General features: G+C 43.4%; 37 protein-coding genes. 2 read left to right on the forward strand and 35 right to left on the reverse strand.

Annotation, left to right across the window (positions count from 1 at the left end):
• Positions 1-7: 7 nt before the first annotated feature.
• The 35 genes from LEP1GSC192_RS12420 to LEP1GSC192_RS12585 form a co-directional block, all read right to left on the reverse strand.
• On the reverse strand, positions 8-2044 hold the full coding sequence (locus LEP1GSC192_RS12420) for an acyltransferase family protein (protein WP_232421019.1): 2037 nt from the start codon (positions 2042-2044) through the stop codon (positions 8-10).
• Between the two features lie 172 nt (positions 2045-2216).
• Complete coding sequence (gene rplQ / locus LEP1GSC192_RS12425; protein WP_020770402.1) at positions 2217-2801, reverse strand: 50S ribosomal protein L17; 585 nt, start codon at positions 2799-2801, stop codon at positions 2217-2219.
• A 1-nt stretch (position 2802) separates the two neighbouring features.
• Complete coding sequence (locus tag LEP1GSC192_RS12430) at positions 2803-3780, reverse strand: DNA-directed RNA polymerase subunit alpha (protein WP_008593478.1); 978 nt, start codon at positions 3778-3780, stop codon at positions 2803-2805.
• A 21-nt stretch (positions 3781-3801) separates the two neighbouring features.
• On the reverse strand, positions 3802-4425 hold the full coding sequence (gene rpsD / locus LEP1GSC192_RS12435) for a 30S ribosomal protein S4 (RefSeq protein WP_020770429.1): 624 nt from the start codon (positions 4423-4425) through the stop codon (positions 3802-3804).
• A 12-nt stretch (positions 4426-4437) separates the two neighbouring features.
• The gene (rpsK, locus tag LEP1GSC192_RS12440; RefSeq protein WP_016547062.1) at positions 4438-4845 is read right to left on the reverse strand and encodes a 30S ribosomal protein S11; all 408 of its coding nucleotides are present in this window, start codon (positions 4843-4845) and stop codon (positions 4438-4440) included.
• A 2-nt stretch (positions 4846-4847) separates the two neighbouring features.
• Positions 4848-5225 (reverse strand): 30S ribosomal protein S13, encoded by a 378-nt coding sequence (gene rpsM, locus LEP1GSC192_RS12445; protein WP_008595550.1) that lies wholly within the window; start codon positions 5223-5225, stop codon positions 4848-4850.
• Positions 5226-5227: 2 nt separating this feature from the next.
• Positions 5228-5341 carry a 50S ribosomal protein L36 gene (gene rpmJ, locus LEP1GSC192_RS12450; protein WP_008594142.1) on the reverse strand — a complete coding sequence of 38 codons (114 nt, stop codon included), beginning with the start codon at positions 5339-5341 and terminating at the stop codon, positions 5228-5230.
• A 9-nt stretch (positions 5342-5350) separates the two neighbouring features.
• The gene (gene infA, locus LEP1GSC192_RS12455; RefSeq protein ID WP_008595303.1) at positions 5351-5569 is read right to left on the reverse strand and encodes a translation initiation factor IF-1; all 219 of its coding nucleotides are present in this window, start codon (positions 5567-5569) and stop codon (positions 5351-5353) included.
• 1 nt (position 5570) lies between these two features.
• Entirely contained in the window at positions 5571-6134 is a 564-nt protein-coding gene (locus LEP1GSC192_RS12460; RefSeq protein WP_020770309.1) for an adenylate kinase, read from the reverse strand.
• A 4-nt stretch (positions 6135-6138) separates the two neighbouring features.
• On the reverse strand, positions 6139-7521 hold the full coding sequence (gene secY / locus LEP1GSC192_RS12465) for a preprotein translocase subunit SecY (RefSeq protein WP_020770525.1): 1383 nt from the start codon (positions 7519-7521) through the stop codon (positions 6139-6141).
• A 127-nt stretch (positions 7522-7648) separates the two neighbouring features.
• Complete coding sequence (gene rplO, locus LEP1GSC192_RS12470; protein ID WP_020770425.1) at positions 7649-8170, reverse strand: 50S ribosomal protein L15; 522 nt, start codon at positions 8168-8170, stop codon at positions 7649-7651.
• Positions 8171-8183: 13 nt separating this feature from the next.
• Positions 8184-8363: a 50S ribosomal protein L30 gene (rpmD, locus tag LEP1GSC192_RS12475; protein WP_008594182.1), complete on the reverse strand. Its 180-nt coding sequence runs from the start codon at positions 8361-8363 to the stop codon at positions 8184-8186.
• 5 nt (positions 8364-8368) lie between these two features.
• A complete protein-coding gene (gene rpsE / locus LEP1GSC192_RS12480; RefSeq protein WP_020770439.1) occupies positions 8369-8884 on the reverse strand; it encodes a 30S ribosomal protein S5 in 516 nt (171 codons plus the stop codon).
• Between the two features lie 2 nt (positions 8885-8886).
• Positions 8887-9249, reverse strand: a complete 363-nt coding sequence (gene rplR, locus LEP1GSC192_RS12485) for a 50S ribosomal protein L18 (RefSeq protein ID WP_020770360.1) — start codon at positions 9247-9249, stop codon at positions 8887-8889.
• A gap of 4 nt (positions 9250-9253) precedes the next feature.
• Positions 9254-9793, reverse strand: coding sequence for a 50S ribosomal protein L6 (gene rplF, locus LEP1GSC192_RS12490; protein ID WP_020770319.1), 540 nt, complete (start codon positions 9791-9793; stop codon positions 9254-9256).
• A gap of 25 nt (positions 9794-9818) precedes the next feature.
• Complete coding sequence (gene rpsH, locus LEP1GSC192_RS12495) at positions 9819-10217, reverse strand: 30S ribosomal protein S8 (RefSeq protein WP_020770500.1); 399 nt, start codon at positions 10215-10217, stop codon at positions 9819-9821.
• An 18-nt stretch (positions 10218-10235) separates the two neighbouring features.
• Complete coding sequence (locus tag LEP1GSC192_RS19535) at positions 10236-10421, reverse strand: type Z 30S ribosomal protein S14 (protein ID WP_010513640.1); 186 nt, start codon at positions 10419-10421, stop codon at positions 10236-10238.
• 13 nt (positions 10422-10434) lie between these two features.
• Positions 10435-10986: a 50S ribosomal protein L5 gene (gene rplE, locus LEP1GSC192_RS12500; RefSeq protein WP_020770483.1), complete on the reverse strand. Its 552-nt coding sequence runs from the start codon at positions 10984-10986 to the stop codon at positions 10435-10437.
• Positions 10987-10989: 3 nt separating this feature from the next.
• The gene (gene rplX, locus LEP1GSC192_RS12505; RefSeq protein ID WP_020770308.1) at positions 10990-11343 is read right to left on the reverse strand and encodes a 50S ribosomal protein L24; all 354 of its coding nucleotides are present in this window, start codon (positions 11341-11343) and stop codon (positions 10990-10992) included.
• On the reverse strand, positions 11343-11735 hold the full coding sequence (gene rplN, locus LEP1GSC192_RS12510) for a 50S ribosomal protein L14 (protein WP_008596038.1): 393 nt from the start codon (positions 11733-11735) through the stop codon (positions 11343-11345). Before rplN ends, rplX begins: the two co-directional genes overlap by 1 nt.
• A gap of 1 nt (position 11736) precedes the next feature.
• Entirely contained in the window at positions 11737-12006 is a 270-nt protein-coding gene (gene rpsQ, locus LEP1GSC192_RS12515) for a 30S ribosomal protein S17 (RefSeq protein ID WP_020770423.1), read from the reverse strand.
• A 2-nt stretch (positions 12007-12008) separates the two neighbouring features.
• Complete coding sequence (rpmC, locus tag LEP1GSC192_RS12520; RefSeq protein WP_020770488.1) at positions 12009-12311, reverse strand: 50S ribosomal protein L29; 303 nt, start codon at positions 12309-12311, stop codon at positions 12009-12011.
• On the reverse strand, positions 12308-12721 hold the full coding sequence (gene rplP, locus LEP1GSC192_RS12525) for a 50S ribosomal protein L16 (RefSeq protein WP_008593851.1): 414 nt from the start codon (positions 12719-12721) through the stop codon (positions 12308-12310). The genes rpmC and rplP overlap by 4 nt, the downstream gene beginning before the upstream one ends.
• Before the next feature lie 30 nt (positions 12722-12751).
• Positions 12752-13429 (reverse strand): 30S ribosomal protein S3, encoded by a 678-nt coding sequence (gene rpsC / locus LEP1GSC192_RS12530; protein WP_020770479.1) that lies wholly within the window; start codon positions 13427-13429, stop codon positions 12752-12754.
• A gap of 11 nt (positions 13430-13440) precedes the next feature.
• Entirely contained in the window at positions 13441-13773 is a 333-nt protein-coding gene (gene rplV / locus LEP1GSC192_RS12535) for a 50S ribosomal protein L22 (RefSeq protein WP_008593579.1), read from the reverse strand.
• Entirely contained in the window at positions 13773-14054 is a 282-nt protein-coding gene (rpsS, locus tag LEP1GSC192_RS12540; RefSeq protein WP_024863921.1) for a 30S ribosomal protein S19, read from the reverse strand. Before rpsS ends, rplV begins: the two co-directional genes overlap by 1 nt.
• Before the next feature lie 2 nt (positions 14055-14056).
• Positions 14057-14896, reverse strand: a complete 840-nt coding sequence (gene rplB, locus LEP1GSC192_RS12545) for a 50S ribosomal protein L2 (protein ID WP_020770459.1) — start codon at positions 14894-14896, stop codon at positions 14057-14059.
• 3 nt (positions 14897-14899) lie between these two features.
• Complete coding sequence (locus LEP1GSC192_RS12550) at positions 14900-15208, reverse strand: 50S ribosomal protein L23 (protein WP_020770424.1); 309 nt, start codon at positions 15206-15208, stop codon at positions 14900-14902.
• Positions 15205-15840, reverse strand: a complete 636-nt coding sequence (gene rplD, locus LEP1GSC192_RS12555) for a 50S ribosomal protein L4 (RefSeq protein WP_020770349.1) — start codon at positions 15838-15840, stop codon at positions 15205-15207. The genes LEP1GSC192_RS12550 and rplD overlap by 4 nt, the downstream gene beginning before the upstream one ends.
• Positions 15841-15855: 15 nt before the next feature.
• Positions 15856-16476, reverse strand: coding sequence for a 50S ribosomal protein L3 (gene rplC, locus LEP1GSC192_RS12560; RefSeq protein ID WP_020770359.1), 621 nt, complete (start codon positions 16474-16476; stop codon positions 15856-15858).
• Between the two features lie 11 nt (positions 16477-16487).
• On the reverse strand, positions 16488-16796 hold the full coding sequence (gene rpsJ / locus LEP1GSC192_RS12565) for a 30S ribosomal protein S10 (RefSeq protein WP_008593919.1): 309 nt from the start codon (positions 16794-16796) through the stop codon (positions 16488-16490).
• A 10-nt stretch (positions 16797-16806) separates the two neighbouring features.
• Positions 16807-18012: an elongation factor Tu gene (gene tuf, locus LEP1GSC192_RS12570; RefSeq protein WP_020770357.1), complete on the reverse strand. Its 1206-nt coding sequence runs from the start codon at positions 18010-18012 to the stop codon at positions 16807-16809.
• A 51-nt stretch (positions 18013-18063) separates the two neighbouring features.
• Positions 18064-19944, reverse strand: coding sequence for an elongation factor G-like protein (locus LEP1GSC192_RS12575; RefSeq protein ID WP_020770538.1), 1881 nt, complete (start codon positions 19942-19944; stop codon positions 18064-18066).
• A 128-nt stretch (positions 19945-20072) separates the two neighbouring features.
• Complete coding sequence (locus LEP1GSC192_RS12580) at positions 20073-21371, reverse strand: glycoside hydrolase family 1 protein (RefSeq protein ID WP_020770353.1); 1299 nt, start codon at positions 21369-21371, stop codon at positions 20073-20075.
• The gene (locus LEP1GSC192_RS12585) at positions 21361-22038 is read right to left on the reverse strand and encodes a TetR/AcrR family transcriptional regulator (RefSeq protein WP_036090135.1); all 678 of its coding nucleotides are present in this window, start codon (positions 22036-22038) and stop codon (positions 21361-21363) included. Before LEP1GSC192_RS12585 ends, LEP1GSC192_RS12580 begins: the two co-directional genes overlap by 11 nt.
• A 301-nt stretch (positions 22039-22339) precedes the next feature.
• Between LEP1GSC192_RS12585 and LEP1GSC192_RS12590 the strand changes: the two genes are divergently transcribed.
• Both LEP1GSC192_RS12590 and LEP1GSC192_RS12595 read left to right on the forward strand, forming a co-directional pair.
• Positions 22340-24568, forward strand: a complete 2229-nt coding sequence (locus tag LEP1GSC192_RS12590; protein ID WP_020770485.1) for a bifunctional alpha,alpha-trehalose-phosphate synthase (UDP-forming)/trehalose-phosphatase — start codon at positions 22340-22342, stop codon at positions 24566-24568.
• A complete protein-coding gene (locus LEP1GSC192_RS12595) occupies positions 24561-26348 on the forward strand; it encodes a glycoside hydrolase family 15 protein (RefSeq protein ID WP_020770486.1) in 1788 nt (595 codons plus the stop codon). Before LEP1GSC192_RS12590 ends, LEP1GSC192_RS12595 begins: the two co-directional genes overlap by 8 nt.
• The last annotated feature ends 30 nt before the right edge of the window (positions 26349-26378 follow it).

A 26378-nucleotide genomic window follows, 5' to 3' on the forward strand; every position in this document is an offset into this window, starting at 1 on the left:
TTCAGTCTCAATCGAAATGGTATTTTTCAGCCAGCCAATAAGAGCCTTTCAAAGAGATATGATTACTATCTCTATAAAGGAGAGTCTCTCCTGAAAAAGCACTACACCATTGATCATCGCAGAAATACTTCCAAGGCTCCCATAATTTAACACTTGGAAATTCTCTTAAAACATCCTTCACCAATTCATGATATTCACTATTGCGCTTGTCGAAGTCTTTTCTTGGTATTCTACATAGCGGTTTTTCATCATCTATATGCAGATTAAAAGGGCGTAATGGAACACATTTTTTTGGATTAAAACCGATTTCCGGAACGTCGGTAATAAAAACTACTTCTTTGCCGGACGAAGTCAACCTTCGTAAAGTATCTCGCATCGCCTCGCGAAATGCTTCCTTCGGATCAGCAATATCGGGTCTATGAGAATATTTGATATGTCCTTTAGCATTCTTTTCCTCCGTTCCGTATCCTGTTCCGTATAAGTATCTTGGCCCACGGCTATTAAGTAATATTTTCTTAACTTTAGGATTTTTCTCAAATTTAATTATTGCCGATGACAGATCTCCGCAAGGTCTTTCAGAATCGACTTCTGCACCAATAAAAGGAGGGCAAAGCGACCATCCTATTTGTAAGAAATTATGTTCACTTGCTGAGAATCGTCGCATCAATCCGTGAGCGAGCGCATTTGCGTGACTGTCTCCGATCAAAACAATATCCGGGTCCTTCGTACTATCACGGATCAAACAAAACATTACGTCCTTCCCTGAATCCGGCTTATATTTTGCCTGGCAAAAAGGATCCGACTCTATCCAATATTCAAACGTCTTTGCATTTTCTTCATATTCGAGAACTCTTTCTTTAAATCCTTTATTTATCCTAATAATATATCCAGCGGCAGCAACAAATAGCAGAGTTACCAAAAGCCCAGCTGTAACTCCCCGATGTTCACGGAAACGAATATTCTTTTCTACGAAGTGCCAGGTCAAAACCGAAAACATAAAAGATAAAAGAATAGCAAAGATCCGTATCCATACAGGAGAATCACCTCCTTCTAAAATCGCCGCAAACGAAAGTAATGGCCAATGCCATAAATATAAAGGAAAACTAATATTTCCGATGAAGATTAAAAATTTACTGCTCAAAACCTTTTGATTCCAAAAAGCGTTAGGGCCTGAGTAAATCATCAACGCCGAACCAATAACTGGACCCAATGCGAAATACCCTGGGAAAGGGGTATCTTTATCGAAAAAAAAGACCGATAGAATGATAAAAATAAGACCAAGAGTCGATAGTATATTTAGAACAGATTCTTTCCGAATTTTATCTTCAAAAATCCTATAGACTTCCGAATTCAAATTTCTTAGAAAAGAGGCTATCTTATCGTTCTCTCCGAAATATGGGGAATCAAACCATGCAATAGTAGAACCAAACAATAATTCCCAAAATCTAGTCTGAGGCCAATAAAATGTATAAAGCGGATTCAATCGAAATTCATATATATTCGCACAAAAAGAAAAGAACGCAGCAAGAAGAATGATCCCCAATAGTCTAAATCGAAATTTATAGGCAAAAAAAAGGAGAAGCGGCCATACTATATAAAATTGCTCTTCAATTCCCAATGACCATAAGTGCAATAGAGGTTTGAGTTCCGAATTGGTATCAAAATAGTCAGTAAACTCTCTCAATAGCGAAAAATTTGATACGAATAATGCACCTGAATAAACATGCTTACCTAATAATTCGTATTCCTTAGCCAAAAGTGTGAAGTAGCCGAATGCAATGCAGAAGATTAAGACAACAAGCAAGGCGGGTAATATTCTGCGAATTCTTCTCGAATAAAAATCCGTAAAAGTAAAAGTACCATTCTTTAAATTTTTCAGGATTATCCCAGATATTAGATAACCGGAAATTACAAAAAAGACATCCACCCCAACAAACCCTCCAGTAATCACGGAAGGAAAAGTATGAAAAATAACGACAGCCAAAATAGCAATGGCACGCAAGCCATCTATATCAGGTCGGTAAGATAAGGTTTGTTTATGCACTATTATCAACTAAGAGCGAAAAGCTGCTAATCCAGGAAACTATATCCACTATACTCGGGCGCCTTGCAAATTCAATCCATTAGATTGCGATAGCCTGGATAAGAAAAAACCCCGATGTCGTTTCCAACACCGGGGCCCACATATCTCCCATCTCTTCGGGGATTAATATATATTATTTTTTCTTCTTAGGAGCGGCTTTCTTAACCGCTTTTTTTGGAGCTGCTGGTTTTTTAACCGGTTTAGCTTTAGGAGCAGCTACCTTCTTAGGAGCTTTTTCCTTTTTAGCCGGAGCAGGAGCTGCCGCTTTCTCTTTTTTAGCCTCGGAAATAGCCTCTCTCTTATCTTTGATCTCTTTGATGAGGGAGGAACGATCCTTTCTATTAGTGAGTTCCAAAATCCCTACTTCAGAATTGTCGGAAGCTCTGTTGATCTTTTTTAGGATCCTGGTGTATCCACCGTTAGTGCTTGCATAACGAACCGCGATATCTTCAAAAAGTTTCGTAACGATATTACGATCTTTCACTCTTTTCAGGACTTCACGTTTATTGTGAAGTGCAACCGCCGGAGCGATATCAGTCGCAAGGTTTCTTTTCGCTCTAGTGATGATCTTTTCCGCGTGAGAACGAACCACTTTCAATTTTGCTTGAGTGGATTCGATTCTCTCGTATTTGAAAAGACTAGTGATCATGTTATTGATCAGCGCATCTCTATGACCTTTTTCGCGGTTGAGATGTTTTACTTTATTTCTTTTGTTCATATTAGAAATCTCTCATTCCGAACGAAAGTCCCAAACCTGCGAGTTTAGACTTCAGTTCCGCGAGACCTTGCTCGCTATAATGTTTGGATTTGGACATCTCTTCTTCGGATCTTTTCACCAGATCTCCAACGAAGTCGATTTCCAGACTGCGAAGAACGTTCAGGGAACGTACGGAAAGTTCGAGTTCTTCCACATGTTTGGAAAGGGAAGCTTTCAACTTCTCGTCCGCTTCGTCTAACTCGTCTTCTTCTTCCTCTAATTCTTCTTCGAAGTTGATGAATACCGTAAGGTGTTCTTTTAGGATTTTAGCCGCTTGCGCAACTGCATCCTCAGGAGAAATGGATCCGTCGGTCCAAACTTCCAGAGTCAGTTTTTCGTAATCGGATCTCTGAGCCACACGGGTCTCGGAAATTTCGAAAATTACTTTTTGAACTGGAGAGAAGATAGAATCGATTGGGATCGTTCCAAGAACTTCAATATCCTTCTTTTTATCTTCTGCCGGAACGTATCCTCTTCCTCTTTGGATTTCGAGATCCAATACAAGGTTCGCGTCTTCGTTTAAAGTCGCGATATGAAGATCCGGGTTCATAATCTCGATGGAGGAATCCACAGCCAGGTCTCCGGCTCTGAAATATCCAGCACCTTTCAATTCCAAATGGATAACTTTGCTTTGATCCTTGTCCTCAGGCTCGTACTTGATACGAACTTGTTTGAGGTTTAGGATGATACGAGTAACGTCTTCAGCGACTCCTTCGATATAAGAGAACTCATGGTTCACCCCTTCGATACGAAGAGCGGAAATTGCCGCTCCTTCGATAGAAGACATGAGAGTTCTACGAAGAGAATTTCCGATCGTGGTCGCAAAACCGCGCTCGAAAGGTTCCGCTACGAATTTTCCGTAGTTCGGAGTGTTCGCTTCCGTAGTAAATTCGATCTTTTTGGGACGTTTAAATCCTTTGAGTAAACTTTTTAGAGACACTTGGAAACCCTTCCCAATAAATTACTTGGAGTACAACTCCACGATCACCTGTTCTTTCACTGGAATGTCGACATGATGACGTTCCGGTAAAGACAGAATTTCTCCCGAGAACTGAATGAAATCGGAAGACACCCAAGAAGGAATATTATTCAGAGACTGAGCCAGTTGGATATTTTGGGTAATAAAACCGGAAGTTCTGAATTTAGGTTTGATCTCGATCTTATCGCCTACTTTCAAACGGAAAGACGGAATATCAACTTTCTCGCCGTTCACCAGAATATGGTTGTGAGCGATAAAGTTTCTCGCCTGACGTCTAGTCACTGCGAAACCTAAACGATATACAACGTTATCCAATCTTCTTTCCAAAAGTTGGAGAAGAATTTCACCGGTTACGCCGTGAGCATGAGATGCCTCTTCATAAAGGCTACGGAATTGCTTTTCTAAAAGTCCGTAAGCTCTTTTCAACTTCTGCTTTTCACGAAGCTGAGAACCGTACTCGGAAACTTTCGGTTTCCTTTTTGGTTGCATACCAGGAGGTCCCTTTTTATGGAACTTATCTCTATTGAAAGTAAAACTGGATTTGAGGTAGAGGTTCACTCCCTCTCTCCTCATTAGTTTAACGACAGGTCCTCTATATCTTGCCATATTATTCCTACCTTAAACCCTTCTTCTCTTACGGGGACGACAGCCGTTATGCGGTAAAGGTGTAACGTCCTTGATCATTTTAATGGAAAGTCCTCTAGCAACCAAGGATCGGATTGCGGATTCGCGTCCGATACCTGGACCGGAAACCAGAACATCTACTTCGGCTAAACCGGTAGAGTCGATCGCCTTCTCGGCAGCATTCCCCGCTGCGATCTGAGCCGCATACGGAGTGGATTTTTTGGATCCACGGAAACCCATAGCACCGGCAGTAGACCAAGCCAGGGTATTTCCTGCCAAGTCGGTGATGGTGATGATGGTATTGTTAAAAGAAGCGGTGATATAGACCTTTCCGCGAGGAACGACCTTCTTCTCCTTCTTCTTAACCTTTTTCTCTTTTTTGCCTTTTTTATCTTCAGCCATGATTACTTAGTCACCTTCTTCTTATTGGCAACGGTCTTTTTGACACCCTTACGAGTACGGGCGTTCGTTCTGGTTCTTTGACCACGAACCGGAAGACCTCTTCTATGACGCAGGCCTCTGTAACATCCGATATCCATCAACCTTTTGATATTGAGTTGGTTTTCGGAGCGAAGATCCCCTTCTACCTTGATACTTTCTTCGATTGCCTTTCTTAGAGCGGCTTCTTGAGCGTCGGAAAGATCCTTCACTCTGATAGCCTCATCTACTCCCGCTTTCGCGAGAAGTTTGCGAGAAGTGGATCGGCCGATTCCGTAAATATACGTTAGACCAACAACGATTCTTTTTTCTCTTGGAAGATCAATACCTGCGATACGAGCCATGATTATGCTTGCCTTTGCTTGTGTTTCGGGTTGGTGCAGATCACTCGGATCACACCTTTTCTTCTGATAACTTTGCAGCTAGTGCAGATTTTTTTTACGGAAGTTCTTACTTTCATAACGTGTTCCTATTTTTTGCGGTAGGTAATCCTACCCTTGGTCAAATCGTAAGGAGAAAGTTCCACGGTGACTTTGTCGCCTGGAAGGATCCTGATATAATGCATTCTCATTTTACCGGAAATATGAGCCAAAACCTTATGACCATTTTCCAGCTCAACGCGGAACATTGCGTTTGGGAGAGGTTCCAAAACGGTACCGTCCACGGTGATTGCATCTTCTTTCGCCAAGTTAAGCTAACTCCTTCTCGATGAGTTTTGTGACTGTATCCAAGTTTCCCACTCCGTTTACACGGGAGAGATTTCCTTTTGCAGCATAGTAGTCCAATAACGGAAGAGTCTTTTTGTTATAAGTTTCCAATCGACTCTTGATCGTTGTCTCGTTGTCGTCGGAACGACCTTCGATTTCAGCACGTTTTAATAAACGTTGTAGAAGTTCCTCATCAGGAACTTCCAAATTGATCGCTCTCTTGATCTTTAAACCTTCCGAGTTTAGGATCTTATCCAAAGCTTCCGCTTGTTCGACGGTTCTTGGAAATCCATCCAGTAAGAATCCGTTTTTACAATCGGGCTCTACGAGACGATCTTTGATAATACCGATAACCACTGAATCCGGGACTAAATCTCCGGCATCCATGTATTTCTTAGCTTCCAATCCCATTTGGGTCCCGTTTTTAACGGCAGCTCTCAGAATATCTCCTGTAGAGATCTGAGGAATTCCCAAAGTATCACAAAGGATCTTCGCCTGGGTGCCTTTACCTGCACCCGGTGGGCCCATGAAAATGATAGAATTCATTTTCTTAAGACCTTCCCTTGATCTTAGTTTTTTTCAAAAAACCGTCGTAGTTTCTCATCAGCAATTGGGACTCTAATTGTTTCAGAGTTTCCAATGCCACCCCTACCATGATCAGTAGTGAGGTTCCGCCGAAAGTGTATACCAAGGATCCACCGCCGGAGTTAGTCCCTAAATTTAAGAAACGAATAATGATATAAGGAGCTAATGCAAGTCCAGCTAAGAAAACAGCGCCTGGAAGAGTGATCCTATTTAGGACCTTTTCAATGTATTCTTTAGTATGAGAACCTGGACGAATCCCAGGAATAAATCCGTTATACTTACGAAGATTCTCCGCAAGTTCTCCCGGATTGAATTGGATTGCAGTGTAGAAATATGCAAAGAAGACGATAAGCGCAATATACACAAAGAAATAAAACGCAGCGTGATACCAAGTCTGCGAGAATGGATTCAGATAATCCAATAATAAAACCCAGCCCGCCCAATTAGGAAGCTCGGAGATCTGCTGAATGATTGTTTGCGGAAAAAGTAATAAAGAAGAAGCGAATATGATCGGCATAACACTCGCGCCATTCACTTTAAAAGGAATGCTCTGAGATTTAGCCTGGACCATCTTTCTTCCCACCATTTGTTTACCGTACTGTAAAGGAACCTTACGTACACCTTGAGTCAGAAGAACGGTTAACGCGATGAGTACAATGAATAGAAGAAGAAGGATGATAATATTCAGTCCGTCTACGAAGTTCTCACGGAATAACTGCGCCACGGAAACGGGAAGACGTCCCACGATACCAGCAAAGATCAAAAGAGAAATTCCGTTGCCGATCCCTCGCTCCGTAATTTGTTCACCGAGCCAGATCAATAGAACGGTTCCGGTAGTGATGGATAATAACGCGATAAAGAAAAACCAAGATTCGACGGAAGAATGGATCAAACCCGGGTGAAGAGCGGGTGCATTATCCGCACCATAAGACCAGCGTTGTGCTAAACGGATCACTGCCAAAGATTGAACTCCGCAAAGCAGAATAGTTCCGTATTTGGTGTATTGTCCGATCTTCTTACGACCTTCTTCTCCTTCTTTTTGGAGTTTTTGTAAAGAAGGAACAAGGACCATCACTAACTGCATAATGATGGAGGAAGAAATATAAGGCATGATCCCCAACGCGAAAATGGAGAAATTCAGCAGAGCTCCTCCCGCGAACATATCGAACATTCCAACAAGTCCTTCGGCTGCATTTGCATCCAAAGCGATTGCGGAAACTACTTTAGGATCGATACCGGGAATAGTAATATGAGTTCCAAGACGAAAAAGTAAAAGCATGCCGAGAGTAAAGAAAACCTTGTTTCTCAACTCCGGAATTTTGAAGATATTTGCGATCGAAGTCAGCATATTACTTTGTTCTCTTTCCTTATTTCCTGGTCATTACCATTTCGGGCAAAAGGGACCCAAGGTTTCCCCGAGTCCCTTCTTAACATTAAAGATTCGTTTTAGACAAACAGTCGAAAACCGACTCGGATCAAGCTTCTTTAGAGCTGTCGGAGCGAAGTTTTACGGAACCGCCTGCTTTCTCTATCTTTGCTTTGGCAGAAGCAGAAAATCCATCCGCCACTATATGAACCGCTTTTGTGATCTCACCGGTTCCCAAAATCTTGAAAAGAGTGCCCTCATTATCAAGAATCTTCGATTCAACCATAATTTTGGCATCTATGTTGCCGGTCAACCCGCTTTTCTCTATGTCTCTCAAGTTGATTGGGAAGAAGTCCTTATGAAATATGGAAGTAAACCCACGCTTAGGAAGTCTTCTGTGGATAGGCATCTGCCCACCTTCGAATCCTCTACGAACCGTGTTACGAGCATACTGTCCTTTAGAACCACGTCCTCCCGTCTTACCGGTTTTGGAACCGATACCACGACCTAAACGTTTTTTGTTTTTAGTAGAACCTGCTGGAACAGGAATGGTGTTCCCCGCCGGCTTATCTCCCTTTTCCGTGCGCTCTTTTCCGAACGCGAGGGCCGCCCTTATTCTTTCTTTACTCATTTCCCTTACCTAATTACGCCTTTTCGACTCGGACCAGGTGTTGAACGTCGTTGATCATTCCTTTCACCTGCGGAGTTAGAGTATGTTTTCTTTGTTGTCCGGTTTTACGGAGTCCCAAAGCGGCCAGAGTTAGCTTCTGGCCTTTCTTAATCCCGATATTACTTTTGATCTGAGTAACGATTACGGTTTCCATATTACTTATCCTACGTCGTTTCCGAAAAGACGAGCCAGGGTGATCCCTCTTTTACGAGCTGCTAGCACTGGAGTCTCCAATTGTTGAAGAGCGTCCAGAGTCGCCTTTACGATGTTTACCGGATTCGAAGAACCCCAGGACTTGCTGAGGATATCTTGGATCCCAACTTTCTCCACTACGGAACGAACGGATCCACCAGCGATAATCCCGGTTCCGGCAGTAGACGGTTTTAGGATCACTCTTGCCGATTTGAATTTTCCGATCACTTCGTGGGGAATTGTATGCCCTCTGAATTGGATCTTCACCAAATTTTTCTTAGCGGATTCGATGGATTTACGGATCGCGTCCGGAACCTCGTTCGCTTTACCGAATCCGATCCCTACTTTCCCCTTAGCGTCTCCGACTACTGTCAGAGCGTTAAAAGAGAAACGACGTCCACCTTTTACAACTTTAGCAACACGATCGATCTTTACGACCTTCTCGTTAAATTCTTTCTGTTCTTGATCTTGTTCGTACGCCATTATTAGAACTCCAACCCGGCTTCTCTAGCCGCATCCGCGAAAGCCGCGATTCTTCCGTGATAGATCATCCCGGAACGATCCAGCATCACTACCTTCACACCTTTAGAAGCGGCTTTCTCTCCGATCGCCTTTCCCAAAGCCTTAGCAGCTTCTTTATCTTTGCGACTTTTTCCCGCAAAACCAGCTTCTAAAGTAGAAGCAGCCACCAAAGTTGTTCCTTGCACATCGTCTATGATCTGGCAGGAAAGATAACGATTGGATTTATTGAATACCAATCTAGGGCGAGAGCTGAATTGTCTCAGTTTGAATCTGGAACGCTCTGCTCTTCTGCGTTTGGCTGCGATTTTTTTCAGTTTATTAATCATGGCCTTACTTCTTACCGGTTTTTCCGGCCTTTCTCTTGATAAATTCGTCGTTGTACTTGATCCCTTTACCTTTGTAAGGCTCAGGAGGTCTCTTAGAACGGATATCTGCCGCAACTTGTCCGACTAGTTGTTTGTCGATCCCGGAAATTTTGATCTTCACTTGTTCAATGACTTCGATCTTAATTCCTTTAGGAGCCTTGTAAACAACCTCATGGGAATAACCGAGGTTCATCACCAGATCTTCACCGCGCTTCGCAGCACGATAACCAACCCCTGTGATCTCCAGGTTTTTTTCCCAACCAGCGGTCACACCTTTCACGCTATTCATAAGAAGAGCGCGGGTCAATCCGTGAAGAGCCACTACGTTTTGCTCTTCGCTGGATCTTTCTAATTTTACGGTTCCACCCTCGTTTTTCAGAGAGATTCCCGCAAAAATAGGAGTTTGTAACTCGCCTAAAGGACCTTTTACTTTAATTACGGTGCTGTCCTGTTTTACTTCCACTTTATCCGGAAGTTTGATTTCTGCTTTTCCAATCCTGGACATAGGTCTTTATAAGTTTCCTTCACTCTTAAGAGAGTTTACAGATAACCTCTCCTCCTACGCGTAATTTCCGGGCTTTTTTACCGGTCATAACTCCTTTGGAAGTGGAGAGAATCATAGTTCCCATATTGTTCTTATACGGGCGGATCTCTTCACTTTTCATGTAAACCCTACGACCAGGTTTGGATACACGAACTAACTCGCGGATCACTGGCTTTTTGGTTACATCGTATTTCAAAGCAACTTTGAAATCTTCGAAACTTCCGTTAGTCACCGGCTCATAGCCGTTGATAAATCCTTCTTCTTTCAATAATTCCAAGATAGAACGTTTGATCTTGCTTCCCGGAATTACACAACTCTCATGTTTCGCACGACCAGCGTTACGAATGCGGGTCAGCATATCACCGATTGGATCAGATAAACTCATATTATATATCCTCCTCCCTTACCAAGATGCCTTAACTACTCCCGGGATCTGCGCTTGGCTAGCAAGCTTCCGGAAGCAAATTCTGCACATGTCAAATCTTCTTAGGTAACCGCGAGGGCGTCCGCAGAGAGGGCAACGGTTGTGAACCCGTACTTTGAATTTCTTTTTTTTCTTATGTCTTTCGATTAAAGAGGTTTTAGCCATGATTGCGGGCTCCTTATCTCAGGTTCCGGAACGGCATACCGAAAGCGGCGAGAAGGCTATAAGCTTCTGCGTCCACCTTGGTGTTCGTTACGAAGGTCAGGTTCATCCCGTAGAGAGTGTTGATCTTATCCACTTTGATCTCGGGGAAGATGATTTGTTCTTTGATGCTAAAGTTATAGTTTCCGCGTCCGTCGAAACCTTTCTCGGAAACTCCCTTAAAGTCACGCACCCTTGGTAGAGCCACGTTCACCAAACGATCCAGAAACTCATACATATAGTTTCCACGTAAGGTAACAGTGGTACCGAGACTCATACCTTCACGGAGTTTAAATCCCGCGATGGATTTTTTAGCCTTGGTTTTAACCGGGCGTTGTCCGGTAATCAATGCGAGTTCTTCCACGGCTGCTTCCAATGCTTTCGGGTTGGTATGAGCCTCGCCCATTCCCACGTTTAGAACGATTTTTTCCAAACGAGGAACTTGCATGATGGACTTGAAGTTATATTGTTTCTGAAGAGCGGGAACGATTTCTTTCCCGTATTTTTCTCTCAATCTAGCTGCTGCCATGACTTAGATCTCTTTCCCGTCCGCTTTTGAAACACGGACTTTTTTACCTTTATTCTCTTGGTAGCCCAGACGAACTCCCTTCTTCTTTTTGGAATCGTAGAACATTACGTTGGAAATGTGCATTGGAGCTTCCACTTCTACGATACCACCTTGCGGGTTCTCTTGGGTAGGTCTTAAGAAACGTTTACGTTTGTTCAGTCCTTCTACTACTACACGATCCCTTTTCTTATCGATAACCAGGATCTTGCCTTTTTTACCTTTCTCTTTTCCTGCAATGACTACTACTTCGTCATCTTTATGCAGGCGAACGGACTTGAATTTTGTATATTCGGATCCCCGATACGTCAGCTTAGACATTATAAAACCTCCGGCGCTAGGGAGATGATCTTAGCGTATTTTTTATCGCGAAGTTCGCGAGCTACTGGCCCGAAAATACGGGTCCCTTTCGGGTTTCCTTTGTCGTCGATAATTGCGACTGCGTTATCATCGAAACGGATATAAGAACCGTCCGGGCGACGGATTTCTTTTTTAGTTCTAACAACAACTGCGCGTTGAACGGCCTTGTTATGGACCTTCTTCCCCGTGGAATCCTTTAAACCATAAGCTGGTTGTGCGTCCTTAACGGCGACGATGATCTCGTCTCCTACGGAGGCGTAACGTTTTTTAGAGCCTCCTAGAACTTTAATACACATAACTCTTTTGATTCCGGAGTTATCGGCGACTTGGAGGATGGTTTCCTGTTGGATCATCTTACTTTGCCTTTTCTACGATCTTAAATAGACGGTGACGCTTTTCACGGGATAGAGGTCTGGTTTCGATCGCCAGAATTCTATCTCCTACTTGGCATTCATTTCTTTCGTCATGAACCTTCATTTTAATGGTTCTACGAACGATCTTCTTAAACTTAGGGTGAGTCTTACGAGCTTCCACGAGCATCACGAGGGTTTTATCCATAGCGGTGCTCACGACTTTACCTTCGCTCAGAAGTGATTTTTTTATATGCTTCTTTGCAGTTTCCATAATCAGTTCGTTCCTTTAGCTGCTTTTTTAACAGAAGCATTCGCCTTTGCCAGAGCTTGTCTCTTGCGAGTCGCTCTTGAATAACGTCTGGCTTTAGTGGAACCAGGCTTCGCAGCCAACTCTCTGTTCTTTTGGATAGTCAGAAGACGCGCGATTTTCTTTTTCGCGTTAGCAATCACCTTCGGGTTTTCCAAAGAACGAGCCACTCCGTATTGGAAACGTGCCGTACGAATGATCTTACGAGCGTCTTCCAATTGTGCTAAAATTTCTGCGTCTTTCAATTCTGCGAGTTTGATCTTTTTCACAGTGTAGACCTCTTCACAAATTCGGTTTGAACCGGCAGTTTATAAGCAGCCAGATCCAAAGCTTTTTTAGCGGTCGCTTCGTCGATCCCGCTCATTTCGAATAAAACTCTACCAGGTCTGATCTCTGCGATCCAGAACTCAGGGTTACCTTTACCTTTACCCATACGAGTTTCCGCTGGTTTTTTGGTAATAGGTAGATGAGGGAAGATCCGAATCCAAAGTTTCCCGCCTCTTTTAACCTGACGGTTGATAGTGATCCTTGCCGCTTCTATCTGTCTTGCAGTCAAACGTCCGGAAGTAACGGCTTTCAAACCGAACTCTCCGAAGGACACTTTGGAACCGCGCTCGTCGTTTCCTTTCAAGCGGCCCCTTTGTCTTTTTCTGAACTTAACTCTTTTAGGTGATAACATCGTTTTTTACCTTTGGATCATCAAAGACGATCAGTTGGTCCTTCTCTTAACGGCGTATTTATCTTCTTCGGACTCTTCTTTATTGCTAATGAAGTCCCCGGTATAAGTCCAAACCTTCACTCCGATTTGTCCGAAAGTGGTGCTGGCTTCACGGAATCCTAGATCGATTTTCGCTCTAAGCGTATGAAGAGGAATTCTTCCTTCACGATAACCTTCGCGACGAGCCATGTCCGCTCCGTTCAAACGACCAGAGATAAGGATCTTAATTCCTTCTACTCCACCTCTCATCGCACGACGAAGTTCTTGTTTCATCACGCGGCGGAACGGTTGGCGCTCTTGGATTTGGATCGCGATAGACTCAGCGATACATTGTGCGATCGTCTCCGGTTTCTTAACTTCGATAATGTTGAGGTTAAGAGGTTTTTCGGTCATAGTCTTAAGGACTTTTTTAACGGCTTCGATATTCGCACCGTTTTTACCGATTACCACACCTGGCTTAGCAGTGTGAAGGTTTACATTGATCTTCTCAGGAAAACGCTCCACTACAACTTTTACAACGCCTGCTTCTTTGAAACGGCCTTGGATAAATCTACGAATTCTAATATCTTCGTGCAGGTTCTTCTTATAGTCTGCTTGCGAGAACCAGATGGAATCCCATCCGCGGGTAATTCCGATACGAAGTCCGATTGGGTTAACTTTCTGTCCCATGATTTCCCCTATTAATCCGAGATTACCACGGTTACGTGGCTGGTTCTCTTACGGATCCTTGCAGCTCTTCCACGAGCACGAGGACGGAAGCGTTTTAGGATCGGGCCTTCGTCCACCAGGATCTTTTTAATGAACATCTTGCCTGGATCAGCATTATCACTTTTCACAACTGCGTTCGCGGAAGCGGATTTGATAAGTTTGAAAATAGGCTCGATGGCTCTTTTGTTCGTATATTTCAGAATATCCAGAGCTTCTGCAACTTCGTAGCCACGGATCTCATCCGCAACAAGGCGAAGTTTACGTGGGGACATTCTGACAAATCTTGCGATTGCTACGGCTTCCATTATTTCTTAGCCGCCTTTTTATCGGTGTTTCCATGACCACGATAAGTACGAGTAGGAGCGAATTCTCCCAACTTGTGTCCTACCATGTTATCATTGATGAAAACAGGGATAAATTTGTTTCCGTTATGAACCATGATTGTGTGACCGATCATGTCCGGGAAAATCGTACTTCTACGAGACCAGGTTTTAAACGGTTTCTTTTGGTTTTCAGAGTTCAGCTTGATCACCTTGCTCATGAGGTGACTGTCGATGAACGGACCTTTTTTAGAAGATCTCATGATGATTACCTGCTCCTATTTCCCTTTCTCTTCTGGATGATGAACTTGTCGGAAGGTTTAGCCCTACGACGAGTTTTGTATCCTTTGGTTGGAATACCCCAAGGAGTCACCGGGTGGCGTCCTCCGGAAGTACGTCCTTCACCACCACCATGTGGGTGATCAACCGGGTTCATTACGACCCCTCTGACCTTAGGACGTTTTCCCAACCATCTGTTTCTACCGGCTTTACCGATGGAAACAAGGTTATGATCTCTATTGCTGCAAACTCCAACGGTTGCGTAGCAGTTCTCATGAACTTTACGAACCTCGGAACTTGGAAGTTTCAGAAGAATATATCCTCCGTCTCTACCTGCGATAGTAGCGAAGGATCCTGCAGTTCTTGCGATCTGCCCGCCTCTTCCGATTTTCAATTCCACGTTATGTACGTTAGTGCCTGGAGGGATCTTTCCGAGTGGAAGCGCGTTTCCGATCTTAATCTCTACGCCTTCTCCGGAAGAAATTTTATCCCCTACCTTCAATCCTTCTGCGTTCAGGATGTATGCATATTCTCCGTCAGAGTAGCTGACAAGAGAGATGAACGCGGAACGATACGGATCGTATTCTACCGTTTTTACGGTAGCTGGAATCCCGGTTTTGCGACGTTTGAAGTCGATGATACGATATTTGCGTTTTACTCTTCCGCCTTTTCTGCGAACCGCAATTTTACCGCCTTCTCCGCGACCTGCTTTGTAATTTAAGCTGATCGTTAAAGGGCGATACGGTTCCGACTCGGTAATTTCCTCGAAAGTTAATACCGATTTGAAACGGCTGGCGGAAGTAACGGGTTTAAATTTTTTAATTCCCATTTCTTATGCTTCCTTTCCGAAGTCGATGCTCGCTCCGTCTTGGAAAGTCACGATTGCTTTTTTCCAATGAGCTTTAGGAGCGGGTAGATGACGGAATCTTTTTACTTTTCCGCGATACACTTGGATATTTACGGCAGAAGGTACTACATTGTAAATTTTGCGGAAAGCTTCCTTCACTAGAGTTTTGTTTGCTCTAGGGTGAATTTCCACGGTGTATTTTACGGTTCTTTTACCGGCTTTTTCACCGATCGTTTCCAGGTCTTGGGACTTCTCGGTAATAATCGGAGATAAGATCACTTCGTTAAGATTCATTTTCCTTCTCCGTAATGTTTGAGAATTTCTCCCAAAGCGCCTTCAGTGATTACAAGATTTCTGTTATACAGAATGTCTCGAACCGCGATACGTTTGGAGTTGATGTATTTTACGGTAGGGATATTGCGAACGGACTTTTTAAGGAAGTCGTTCTCTCCACCTACTAAGAATCCGATCACTCCGGTGTTCTTTAATCCGATATTATTAAATAAAGTAGAGAAAGCTTTCGTGCTGAATTCTTTCGGATCCAGATCTTCTACTACTTTAATGACCGCGTCTTGAGCCTTCTTATTCAAAACGGAAAGTACCGCTCTGCGTTTCACTTTTGGAGAAACATTATAAGAATAATCTCTCTTGCGAGGGCCGTGAACAGTACCACCGCCCACCCACTGAGGTGCACGGATAGAACCCTGACGAGCTCTACCGGTTCCTTTTTGGGACCAAGGCTTTTTACCACCCCCGGAAACTTCCGAGCGGGTTTTGGTATGATGATTCCCGGAACGGAGGTTAGCATTCTCCGCTTTGATGGCGTCGTAAATCGCGCCACTGCTATATTTGGATTCGAACAACGCTGATGGAAGTTCGATTTCCGAGAGCAGTTTTCCTTCTTTTGAGTACTTCTGTGCTTTCATGACTAACCGCGGTCTTTATATCTTCTCAATAGTGATGATGGAGTTTGCAGGTCCCGGAACGGATCCGCTTACAAAAACCAAATTTTCTGCTTCGTGAATACGAACCACTTTCAGGTTCAATACAGTCTTTGTATCAAAACCCATGCGGCCCGGTAATTTACGACCTTTGAATACTCTTCCAGGAGTGGTGTTGGATCCCATGGATCCAGGGTGTCTATGAAAACGAGAACCGTGAGCGCCTGGTCCACCATGGTGTCCGTATCTTTTGATAACACCTTGGAAACCTTTACCTTTGCTAGTTCCTGTAACTTTTACAGTATCCGAAACCGCAAACACGTCTTGTGCTTTTATCTCAGCTCCGGCAGCCGGCTCTTCGCCGAAATTCCGGAATTCCTTCAACACTCTCTTAGGAGCAAGGCCTGCTTTAGCCAAATGACCCTTTTGTCCTTTGGTCAGGTGTTTTTCTTTATCATCCTGAAAAGCCAACTGAATCGCGTCGTAACCGTCCGTAGCTGCGGACTTGACTTGGGAAACTGCGCAGGGACCTACTTCTAAGACGGTCACAGGAATAATGTTTCCTTGCTCGTCGAAGATTTGGGACATCCCTATCTTTTTACCGATTAATCCCTTTGCCATTTTTTCTTCCCTTAGGATTTAATATCCACTGAAACACCTGCAGGGAGCTGTAGCTTCATCAAAGCTTCAACTGTGTCTTCGTTGGTGTCCAGAATGTCGATGAGCCTTTTGTGAGTTTTCATCTCAAACTGCTCTCTTGATTTTTTATTTACGTGTGGAGAACGGAGGACTGTGTATATTTCCTTCTTCGTTGGAAGAGGAATCGGACCGGAGACAGTAGCTCCGGTCCTTTTGGCAGTCGCAACGATCTCGTAAGTTGATTGGTCGATCAACTTATGATCGAAAGCTTTAAGCTTTACTCTGATCTTTTGGCCAGCCATTCCCTTTCTCTTACTCGGTGATCTCAGCCACTACGCCGGAACCGATAGTCTTTCCACCTTCGCGGATCGCGAATTTAAGACCTTTGTCCATAGCGATCGGGTGGATCAACTCGATGCTCATTGTAACGTTGTCACCAGGCATTACCATTTCCATACCGTTAGGCAGGTTACAAACGCCGGTGATGTCGGTAGTTCTGAAATAGAACTGTGGACGGTAGTTATTGAAGAATGGAGTGTGACGTCCACCTTCGTCCTTAGTAAGAACGTAAACTTCCGCGTTGAATTTTTTGTGAGGAGTGATTGATCCCGGCTTAGCAAGGACCTGTCCTCTCTCGATGTCCTCTTTTTTGGTTCCACGAAGAAGAGCACCGATATTGTCTCCAGCTTCTGCGGAATCTAAAAGTTTACGGAACATTTCGATACCGGTAACAACGGTTTTAGTAGTAGGACGAATACCAACGATTTCAACTTCGTCGTTGATTTTCAAAGTTCCTTGCTCTACTCTTCCGGTTGCCACAGTTCCACGACCAGTGATAGAGAATACGTCCTCTACTGGCATTAGGAAAGGTTTGTCGGTAATACGTTTCGGATTTGGAACGTAAGTGTCCAGAGCTTCCATCAACTTAACGATCGCTTGGGTTCCGAGTTCTGAATCCTCTCCTTCGAGAGCTTTCAGAGCGGATCCGTAAACGATAGGGGTATCGTCGCCAGGGAAGCTGTATTTGTTAAGAAGGTCGCGAACGTCCATCTCAACCATTTGGATCATCTCTTCGCGTTCGTCCGCAGCAAGCATGTCCGCTTTGTTGATGAATACGATGATATAAGGAACACCTACCTGACGAGCGAGCAGGATATGCTCTTTCGTTTGAGGCATTGGTCCGTCAGTTGCGGAAACAACTAGGATCGCAGCGTCCATCTGAGCAGCACCGGTGATCATGTTTTTAACATAGTCAGCGTGACCTGGGCAGTCAACGTGAGCATAGTGGCGATTCGCTGTCTCATACTCTTGGTGAGAAGTAGCGATGGTGATCCCACGAGCTTTTTCCTCAGGTGCGTTATCGATTTGGTCGTAAGCTACGGCTTTGTTTTTTCCACCCAATACTTTTGCAAGCGTAGTGGTGATTGCTGCCGTTAGCGTGGTTTTTCCATGGTCAACGTGTCCGATTGTACCAACGTTTAAGTGTGGTTTGGACCTGTCGAATTTCTCCTTAGCCATAGCGTTTTAAACTCCTTACTTTATTAACAAATCCGAATACGGACTTGTTTGTTAAAACAATACAGAATGGTTATCAAAGTCAAAAAGGGTGTCCAAAGACAGGACGCCCCTTCCCTGTGCCATATTTCTAAGGACACCGCTAAAGCCAAGCAAGTTTTGCGTAGAAGCGCTTGCCTGGATCAAATGACGCCCTTCGGTCAACTCAGTGACCTTACGAATCTTCGCGTCCCTCTTAGCCAAACTGGCCAATATATCTCCGAGATATTGATTCGGTGTAAGAATCTCTAACTCGGAAAGGGGACCAATGAAATCCGAATGATTCGGAATTATGTCCTTTAAACCTTTGATGACAGCTACTTTGATCAGGGAAGAAACATCGAAAGACTTTGTCTCATTTGGAGGCTCGTAACCTTCGATGATCATTTGTAGACCGAGAACTTCCTCTCCGTCTATTCCCCGGGCGGTGACTTCCGTAAATGCGGATGAAATCGCCTCTTTGATTGGATCAGCTAGCTGAACATTAAACCGCACTCCCTTGGAAAAGTTGTGAGAACTTTCCAAGGACGCGAGCACCTGACCGCTCGAGATCTTTTGATCGAACGCGGTATGCTGAAATGCGACCTTTTGAACCAAATTTTTCCATAGAGCAAATCTTGCAACTTTGATTCCACTTGTTTGAAAACTTTTCGAAAAAGATTCCTTCAAACGGGAAAGAGAGATCTCTAAATGCAACTCGCCTGTCCCTGATAAGCGAAATTGTCCCGTTTCCAGGAGAATATCCACGCTTACCGCTTCGTCTAGCCAGGCCAGATCCTGGAGGCGATCCCAAAGCTCCTGTCGATCTTCTTCTTTTTCCGGTTCAACCAAGATCTGGAATTGTTTTCGGATCGGAGAAAGTAACGTTTTGGTTCCATTTTTTGTATTATGTCTCGAAAGAATTTCTCCCGGAGTCCAATCAAGGAGGGAAGTGGTTGCGAGAAGTTCTCCTACTTCTCCTTTGCTGACTTCGTCGTAGTCTCTTGCGGAAATTTGGTATAAGTTCTCTATCTTATGTTTCGTTTCTCCGTGAAAGAAGAAGTCCCCGATCTTAATGGGGGCCAATGTTTGGAAATGAAGAAGTTTTCCAAGTTCCGGATGGATCTCTCTTTTGAAGGCAATCCCGATTTGTTCTTTGGGAGAAGAGTGAGAAGGTTTGCCTAGAGCGAGAACCTCCAAGAACGAAAGTAATTCCCGTACGCCAAGACCTTGTAGAGCGGACCCTCCGAGGACGGGAAAAATTTTCCCTTCCCAAAAACCTTTTACCAAACCCTCCAGCGCCAGTTTAGGAAGAAGGTCATGGTTTTTTAGATATTCTTCCGAAAGATCATGATCCCATTCTATCATAGGTAGGAGCTCCGACTCCTGACCTTCTCCTTTTAAAACAGGAATACTACCGTCTTCTTTGAATAAAAGGATTGGTTCTTTTCCCAAGGCAACTTCCAGATCCACTAGAGGGGAAAGAATATCGGCTCCGTGGCGATCCAGTTTATTTAAAAAAAATAATATTGGTTTTTGTGATTTTCGAAGAGCCTCCACATTCTGGAAGGTTTGGGATTTTAATCCTTCGAACGAATCGATGAGAACGAGGCCGAAATCGGAAACCAGTAGTGAAGCATTTGCCTGGGACTGAAAATCCAAATGCCCCGGATTATCCACGAACTGTAGAATGACCCGAGAATTTTCCGCATCCGGATACGGGATCCTGGCCACAGTGGATTGGATAGAAATTCCTCTTTCTATCTCCTCGGGAAGATAGTCCGACTCGGTGGTACCTTCTTCTATTCTGCCCGGAGCGGAAATTTTGCCGGTCTCGAATAAGATCCTCTCTAAGAGTGTGGTTTTGCCCGCATCAATATGTGCGAATATTCCTGGATTTAAGAATGGTACTGACATGAGGAAAGACTGCTTGCGAAATCCATTCGCTCTTTTGCGAGACTCTAAGTCAATTCGAAGAGAGCTGCATAGTTCGCACAGAGATCACGGAGAACACAGAGGTTTTTCTCAGTGGCCTCCGTGCGAAACTATCCTCTAAGTTGGATCTTTTTGGTTCGACAGATCTCCGCGTAACGAAGCGCACTTAAGCGCGGTTTTCTTTTCATTGTAGTATAATCCACTTCTACCAAACCGAAACGAGGACCGTATCCGTCGTTCCATTCTAAATTATCCAGAAAGGACCAATGGTAATAACGCTCAACCCCTACTCCCTCATCCAGAAGACGTTTGATCTGATAGAGATGGTCCACGATATATTTTTCTCTCTTCTCGTCTTTTGCGTCCGGAATTCCATTCTCCGTGATATAGATAGGAAGTTTGTATCTGTCCCAAGTACGACGGCAAACTTTATATAGGCCTTCCGGATAAATTTCCCAACCCAGATCATTCTTTTCCGAATCGGAAATACTAGGATCCACCATAGGAGTGGCGAATAGATTCCCGGGATTATAGCTAGCTTTGAACAGATGTCTGGAATAATAATTGATCCCTATAAAATCGCAAAAAATCCCCTTCCCCTCCGGATAACCGAATCCTAAAGGAAAACAAAGTTTGCCTTCCACAAAACCTTTCATTTGGATCTCGTGAAATAGATAATCGCTTAGAAAGCGGCCTAGTTTAGCCAGCGGATGAGAATTAAAAGGTTCGAATATGGCAAGGTGGTGGGCGAAACCCACTTTTGTTTCTCCTTTAAAACCTTTTTCTTTCCGGATCTTATGAATGAGCTTATAGGATTTGAGATGTGCGATCACTAAACGTTTAGTGACTTTCATATAAGCGACAATATCGCCGTGACTTCCCGGTGGATATTTTCCGTCCATGTAACTATCGTTTGCGAATACGTTCGGTTCGTTGATCGTGCACCATTCCGAAACCAAATCCCCAAAACTTTTAGCGGAGAAGTCCACGAAGCGAATAAAATCCTCGACCGCATTTTCGGAGAGCCATCCTCCTTTTTCTTGGAACCACTGAGGACAAGAAAAATGATGGAGAGTTACAAGCGGTTTGATCCCTGCTTGGATGAGTCTCCGAAACTCGTCTCTATAATGTTCTACCCCTTCCTTAGACCATTCTCCTTGTTTGGGCTCTATTCGACTCCACTCGATACTCATTCTATAACATTCTTGGTGAAGTTGAGAAAGAAGTTCTATATCCTCTACATACTTACGATAATGATCCGCTCCCGTGATGGAAGATTCTCCGTCTCCAACTTTTCCGATGAGAGACCATGCATACCAATTATTATTGATATCACCTCCTTCTATCTGCGTTGCCGCAGTTGCACATCCTAATAAAAAATCTTTTGGAAGTTCGAAATTATTGCTCATTTGGTTTCTCCTTTTTTGCTCTCGGTTCTTTTTCCGGAATAAGTGCGATAACGATCAGATCGATTTGAGTTTGTATAAGGGTCATACCTTCCACTCCGAATTCCCTATGTATAAGATTCTCGCGAAGTGCGACCCTTTGTCCTAATGCCCAGAGAACAGTGGTAATCGTAGGTACTAAGATAGATGGCGGAGCAGGAAGTTTCAAACTTCCGTCTTTTTCTCCTTTCTCTAAAATTTGAGAGATTAAACCTTCTGTGACTTGGAACTCCGCATACATGGATTTTTCGGAAGAAAGATCCAATTGAAAATTCGGTCTCTCTCGAAACACGAAGTCGAACTCTGCAGCAAAACGGACCAAGTCTTTATGTATCTCCAGATGGCGGGCTAAGGTTTCCAAAAAGTAAGAAAGCTCCTGTCTTCCCGTTAAACCGGAACCTCGGAGTAACCTGAATGTTTCCTGCTGGAATTCATTCCAGGGAGCCAAAAGTTTACGGAGTACCGCAATCACGAGAGATTCTTTTGTCTCGAAATAACGATACAAATTGCGCCTAGTACAATTCGCCAGGGCCGCAATCTCTTCCATAGAAACTTCCAGGAGTCCTTTGGTCAAAAAGAGGGATTCTGCGGCTTCTAGAACGAGTTCTCGGGTTTGTTCTTTTACTCCCACTTTCCCCTCTTCTCGAAATGTCACAATATGTGACATTTTTCTATAGTCTTAATCGAAAAGAGTCAAGCGATTTGTGTAATTTTTCATCGATCCAAATCCCACAAAAGATTTTCAGATTTCTATTTCTTGCACTGGCTAGTTACATACGGCATTTTCCTGGCACATAAAAAAGTACTGTTAAGCTCCGCCCAAATTCTTATCCTGTAAAATATCCCAAATCGAATAGGCCCACCTTAAGTATATTATGAAATATTAATTCATTCTTCATGCTTGTAGGTGGGATTAGTTCCATATTGAAGCCATGAACCTTCAAAAGAACAAATTGATCATCGTCTCGAACCGACTCCCCGTAAATCTTACTGTTCGCAAAGGTAAATACTATTCTCGTAAAAGTGCAGGCGGTCTCGCGACGGGAGTTTCTTCTTTTTTGGAAAAACTCGGTCCTGATACTAAATTTGTGTGGGTCGGTTGGCCGGGTCTTTTCGTCCCGGAAGTAAAAAGAGAGGAAGTAAGCAAAACTCTTGAAGAAGGATTCGGATATTTTCCCGTATATCTTTCCGAAAGTGAGTTAAAACAATTTTATTTCGGTTTTTGCAACAGTACTATCTGGCCGTTATTCCATTATTTCCCGAGTTATACGAATTATTCCCAAGAAGAATGGCAATCTTATAAGGAGATCAATTTAAGATTTGCGGAAAAAGTACTTCGTGTTTACGAACCCGGTGATACCGTGTGGATACACGATTATCATCTCTTTCTTTTACCTTCATTACTTAGGGAGGCGGTTCCTGATATAAAGACCGGCTTTTTTCTGCATATTCCCTTTCCTCATTTCGAAATTTACAGACTTTTGCCTATGTCGTGGAGAAAGGAAATACTTTTGGGGATCCTAGGAAGCGATCTAATAGGATTCCATACTCACGATTACACTCAATATTTTTTAAGATCTGTACTTAGAATATTAGGATTAGATAATCATTTCGGGCTTATTAATCACGGCGATAGATTCATAAAGGTGGAAACTTTCCCGATGGGAATAGATTTCGAAAAGTTCCGGCAATTCTCACTTACCGATTCATGCGAAGTTTTAAGACAAGAATTAGGACGCGGTATCAAGGATAAAAAATTGCTGCTAACGGTGGATAGGTTGGATTATTCCAAGGGAATAGCGAAACGATTGGAGGCATTCCAATTATTTTTGGAAGAACATCCCGAATGGAAAGAGAAAGTCGTTCTCTTGATGATTATCGTTCCTTCCCGCTCGGAAGTGGAAGAATACGGCAAAATGAGGGAATCAATAGAGAAGATGGTGGGCAGGATCAACGGTCTTTATACCACGATGGAATGGTCCCCGATCATTTACCGTTACAAGTATTTTTCTTTCGAAGAATTAGTCGCATTTTACGGCATTTCGGATGTCGCTTTAGTCACTCCTCTTCGGGACGGTATGAACTTGGTCGCTAAGGAGTTTCTGGCTTCGAGGCCGGACGATTCTGGAATGTTAGTTTTATCCGAAATGACCGGGGCCGCAAAAGAATTAGGGGAAGCGATCCTTATCAACCCGAACAATCCCCAAGACGTAAGTAGCGCGATCCTTGAGGCTCTTACCAGTCCGATTGAAGAACAAATAGTAAGAAACCTTCCTATGATCGAACGTATCCGTAAATACGATGTAATCAAATGGGCCTCGGACTTTTTGACCCGACTAGACGAGACCAAAAAGAATACCAGAGATCTATCCGCTAAAATTATAGAAGGAAAGATCCAAGGTGAGATCCTGACTAGATTCTTGAATTCATCGAAGAGGGTCCTGTTCTTTGATTATGACGGTACTCTGGTCCCTTTTGTAAACAATCCTGCGGAAGCGACTCCGGAATTCAAACTAAGACATCTTTTGTTACGCCTTTCCTCCGATCCAAAAAATACCGTCTACATCGTAAGTGGAAGAGATAGGCATTGGCTGGACAAAACTCTTTCCGGGTTAGGCTTATGTTTTATCGCGGAACACGGAGTCTGGTACAAGGTTAACGGAGACTGGAAATTATTTAGGGAACTTTCCTCAGGCTGGAAATCGGATCTCTATCCGATATTGGAAGAATACTGTAGACGTCTTCCGGGTACTTTCATCGAAGAAAAAGAATTCTCTTTGGCTTGGCATTACCGCGGAGCGGAAAAAGATGCTGCTGACTCTATGACTCGGGAACTTCTGAACGATTTAGTCAATTATACCGGAAATTTGGATGTTCAGGTCTTAAAAGGTAATAAGGTTATTGAAGTAAAATGTTCCGGAGTCAATAAGGGAATTTCTTCTAAACAAATCGCTTCGGAAATTTCCGCTGATTTTATTTTGGCGGTGGGAGATGATTGGACTGATGAGGATATGTTTCGTGAACTTCCAAAATACACGTATTCCATAAAGGTTGGAATCGGCCCAACAGATGCCCGCTACTATCTCAGATCCCCCGAACAAGTATTAAACTTAATCGAATTATTGGCAAGACCTCTACCGGGAGAAGACAATTTTGGATAAACATATATATTCCTCCGGGATCATCGGAAATTGTTCCTTCCTAGCGTATATCTCCAAAAATACGGAAGTAGAATGGTTATGTTGGCCTAAGTTCGATTCCTCTTTTATTTTCGGCTCACTCTTAGATCGGGACAAAGGAGGGTCCTTCCGTATCGTGCCCGAAGATCAAAGCGCAAATTTCGAACAAAAATACGAAGAAAATACAAATATCATTCGAACAAAGGTGACTTGTCCCGACGGGATTTTTTTGGTAACAGATTTCGCGCCCCGTTTTTTCGAGGCTGAATTACATTATAAACCTTTAATGCTTATCAGAAAGATTGAACCTATAGAAGGTTCTCCGAAGATCAAAATAATCTGTGATCCTAGGGATTCGTACGGGAATTTCCTACCGAAAGCCAGTTTGGCCAGCAACCATATACTATTTACCGGTCTAACATCGGAACTCCGACTAACTACAAATATATCACTTCACTATATTCTTAAAAATACATCCTTCGTTTTGAACGAAACCAAATACATGGTATTAAGTTACGGCGATCATCCGGAAAACCCTTCCGAAAGGAAGATCCAGGATTTGCTGGATCGAACCAGAGAATATTGGAGAAATTGGGTAAAACACTGCTCCATAGGCGAATTCCAGCAAGAAGCAGTCATTAGATCTGCTTTAGCTCTGAAACTCCACCAATTCCAGGATACGGGAGCGATCATCGCTGCAGGAACTACAAGCCTTCCCGAATCTCCTTCCAGCGGGAGAAATTGGGATTATCGTTACTGCTGGATCAGGGACGCTTACTATACTCTTAGCGCGTTGAACGGCATAGGCCATTTCGAGGAGATGGAGCATTATTCCCATTTTTTAGAAAATATAGCTTCGACCAAAAGAGAGAGAATACAGCCTTTATTTTCCATTTTAGGCGAGGAAATTCTGGAGGAGAAGATCTTAGATCTGGAAGGTTATCTGGGAAATAAACCGGTTAGGATCGGCAATCAGGCGTTTACACATATCCAAAACGACGTTTATGGACAAATTCTACTTTCTATCATGCCTTTATATTTGGATGCAAGGTTTCATAAAAAAAGTAAATCTTCCTCTGGACAATCCATATTAAATCTTCTTAAACATATAGAACGGACAATGGACGAACCGGATGCCGGTTTATGGGAATTCAGGAATCTTCAACAGAAACACTGTTATACTTTTTTATTCCATTGGGCGGGTAGCGCAGCGGCTGAAAAAATCGGACTTAAATTGAATGATAAGGATATTTGCGACTTAGCAGCTTCCCTTAAGGAAAGATCCACGCTACGTATCGAGGCATGTTATGATAGTAGAAGGGGCGTTTATACGCAAGCGGAAGGTACTGAACATCTGGATGCCAGTCTATTACAATTGATCAGCCTTGGATATCTGAAAGACGAGCCGGATAAAGCGAAACAACATTTAACGGTCCTGGAATCGGAATTAAAAACGAAGGAAGGATTATTTTTCCGTTATAAACATAATGACGATTTCGGCCCTCCAGAAACGGCCTTTCTTGTTTGCGCGTTCTGGTACGTGGACGCATTAGCCTGTGTGGGAAGATTAGAAGAAGCAAAAGAATATTTTCTAAATCTTCTATCGTATACAAATCATCTTGGTCTATTCTCAGAAGACGTGGATCCGGTAAACGGATCCCAATGGGGAAATTTTCCCCAAGCATACAGTCATGTCGGACTAATGAATTCTGCATTCAGGATCTCAAGAAAAATGGACATACCTTTATTTTTATGCCCTTAAGATCAGGATCGAGACTTTTTCCCCGTAAAA

Source organism: Leptospira sp. B5-022, from assembly GCF_000347035.1.
In the GTDB taxonomy this organism is placed as follows: domain Bacteria; phylum Spirochaetota; class Leptospiria; order Leptospirales; family Leptospiraceae; genus Leptospira_B; species Leptospira_B cinconiae.

Coding starts and splice junctions, on each gene's coding strand:
- rplX (WP_020770308.1), bottom strand. CDS start 11,343: ATGTCTAAGCTGACGTATCGGGGATCCGAATATACAAAATTCAAGTCC.
- rpsE (WP_020770439.1), bottom strand. CDS start 8,884: ATGGCGTACGAACAAGATCAAGAACAGAAAGAATTTAACGAGAAGGTC.
- rplF (WP_020770319.1), bottom strand. CDS start 9,793: ATGTCCAGGATTGGAAAAGCAGAAATCAAACTTCCGGATAAAGTGGAA.
- LEP1GSC192_RS12590 (WP_020770485.1), top strand. CDS start 22,340: ATGAACCTTCAAAAGAACAAATTGATCATCGTCTCGAACCGACTCCCC.
- rplD (WP_020770349.1), bottom strand. CDS start 15,840: ATGAAAGCACAGAAGTACTCAAAAGAAGGAAAACTGCTCTCGGAAATC.
- LEP1GSC192_RS12550 (WP_020770424.1), bottom strand. CDS start 15,208: ATGAATCTTAACGAAGTGATCTTATCTCCGATTATTACCGAGAAGTCC.
- secY (WP_020770525.1), bottom strand. CDS start 7,521: ATGCTGACTTCGATCGCAAATATCTTCAAAATTCCGGAGTTGAGAAAC.
- rplE (WP_020770483.1), bottom strand. CDS start 10,986: ATGGCAGCAGCTAGATTGAGAGAAAAATACGGGAAAGAAATCGTTCCC.
- rplQ (WP_020770402.1), bottom strand. CDS start 2,801: ATGAACAAAAGAAATAAAGTAAAACATCTCAACCGCGAAAAAGGTCAT.
- tuf (WP_020770357.1), bottom strand. CDS start 18,012: ATGGCTAAGGAGAAATTCGACAGGTCCAAACCACACTTAAACGTTGGT.
- rplV (WP_008593579.1), bottom strand. CDS start 13,773: ATGGAAGCCGTAGCAATCGCAAGATTTGTCAGAATGTCCCCACGTAAA.
- rpmJ (WP_008594142.1), bottom strand. CDS start 5,341: ATGAAAGTAAGAACTTCCGTAAAAAAAATCTGCACTAGCTGCAAAGTT.
- LEP1GSC192_RS12580 (WP_020770353.1), bottom strand. CDS start 21,371: ATGAGCAATAATTTCGAACTTCCAAAAGATTTTTTATTAGGATGTGCA.
- rpmD (WP_008594182.1), bottom strand. CDS start 8,363: ATGGAAACCGTAATCGTTACTCAGATCAAAAGTAATATCGGGATTAAG.
- rpsM (WP_008595550.1), bottom strand. CDS start 5,225: ATGGCTCGTATCGCAGGTATTGATCTTCCAAGAGAAAAAAGAATCGTT.
- rplN (WP_008596038.1), bottom strand. CDS start 11,735: ATGATCCAACAGGAAACCATCCTCCAAGTCGCCGATAACTCCGGAATC.
- rpsH (WP_020770500.1), bottom strand. CDS start 10,217: ATGAGTTTATCTGATCCAATCGGTGATATGCTGACCCGCATTCGTAAC.
- rpsC (WP_020770479.1), bottom strand. CDS start 13,429: ATGGGACAGAAAGTTAACCCAATCGGACTTCGTATCGGAATTACCCGC.
- rplC (WP_020770359.1), bottom strand. CDS start 16,476: ATGGCAAAGGGATTAATCGGTAAAAAGATAGGGATGTCCCAAATCTTC.
- rplP (WP_008593851.1), bottom strand. CDS start 12,721: ATGTTATCACCTAAAAGAGTTAAGTTCAGAAAAAGACAAAGGGGCCGC.
- rpsD (WP_020770429.1), bottom strand. CDS start 4,425: ATGGCAAGATATAGAGGACCTGTCGTTAAACTAATGAGGAGAGAGGGA.
- LEP1GSC192_RS19535 (WP_010513640.1), bottom strand. CDS start 10,421: ATGGCTAAAACCTCTTTAATCGAAAGACATAAGAAAAAAAAGAAATTC.
- rpsJ (WP_008593919.1), bottom strand. CDS start 16,796: ATGGCTGGCCAAAAGATCAGAGTAAAGCTTAAAGCTTTCGATCATAAG.
- rpsQ (WP_020770423.1), bottom strand. CDS start 12,006: ATGGAAACTGCAAAGAAGCATATAAAAAAATCACTTCTGAGCGAAGGT.
- rplB (WP_020770459.1), bottom strand. CDS start 14,896: ATGGGAATTAAAAAATTTAAACCCGTTACTTCCGCCAGCCGTTTCAAA.
- rplR (WP_020770360.1), bottom strand. CDS start 9,249: ATGATTAATAAACTGAAAAAAATCGCAGCCAAACGCAGAAGAGCAGAG.
- LEP1GSC192_RS12460 (WP_020770309.1), bottom strand. CDS start 6,134: ATGAATTCTATCATTTTCATGGGCCCACCGGGTGCAGGTAAAGGCACC.
- rplO (WP_020770425.1), bottom strand. CDS start 8,170: ATGAGTAAAGAAAGAATAAGGGCGGCCCTCGCGTTCGGAAAAGAGCGC.
- LEP1GSC192_RS12575 (WP_020770538.1), bottom strand. CDS start 19,944: ATGTCAGTACCATTCTTAAATCCAGGAATATTCGCACATATTGATGCG.
- rpsK (WP_016547062.1), bottom strand. CDS start 4,845: ATGGCTGAAGATAAAAAAGGCAAAAAAGAGAAAAAGGTTAAGAAGAAG.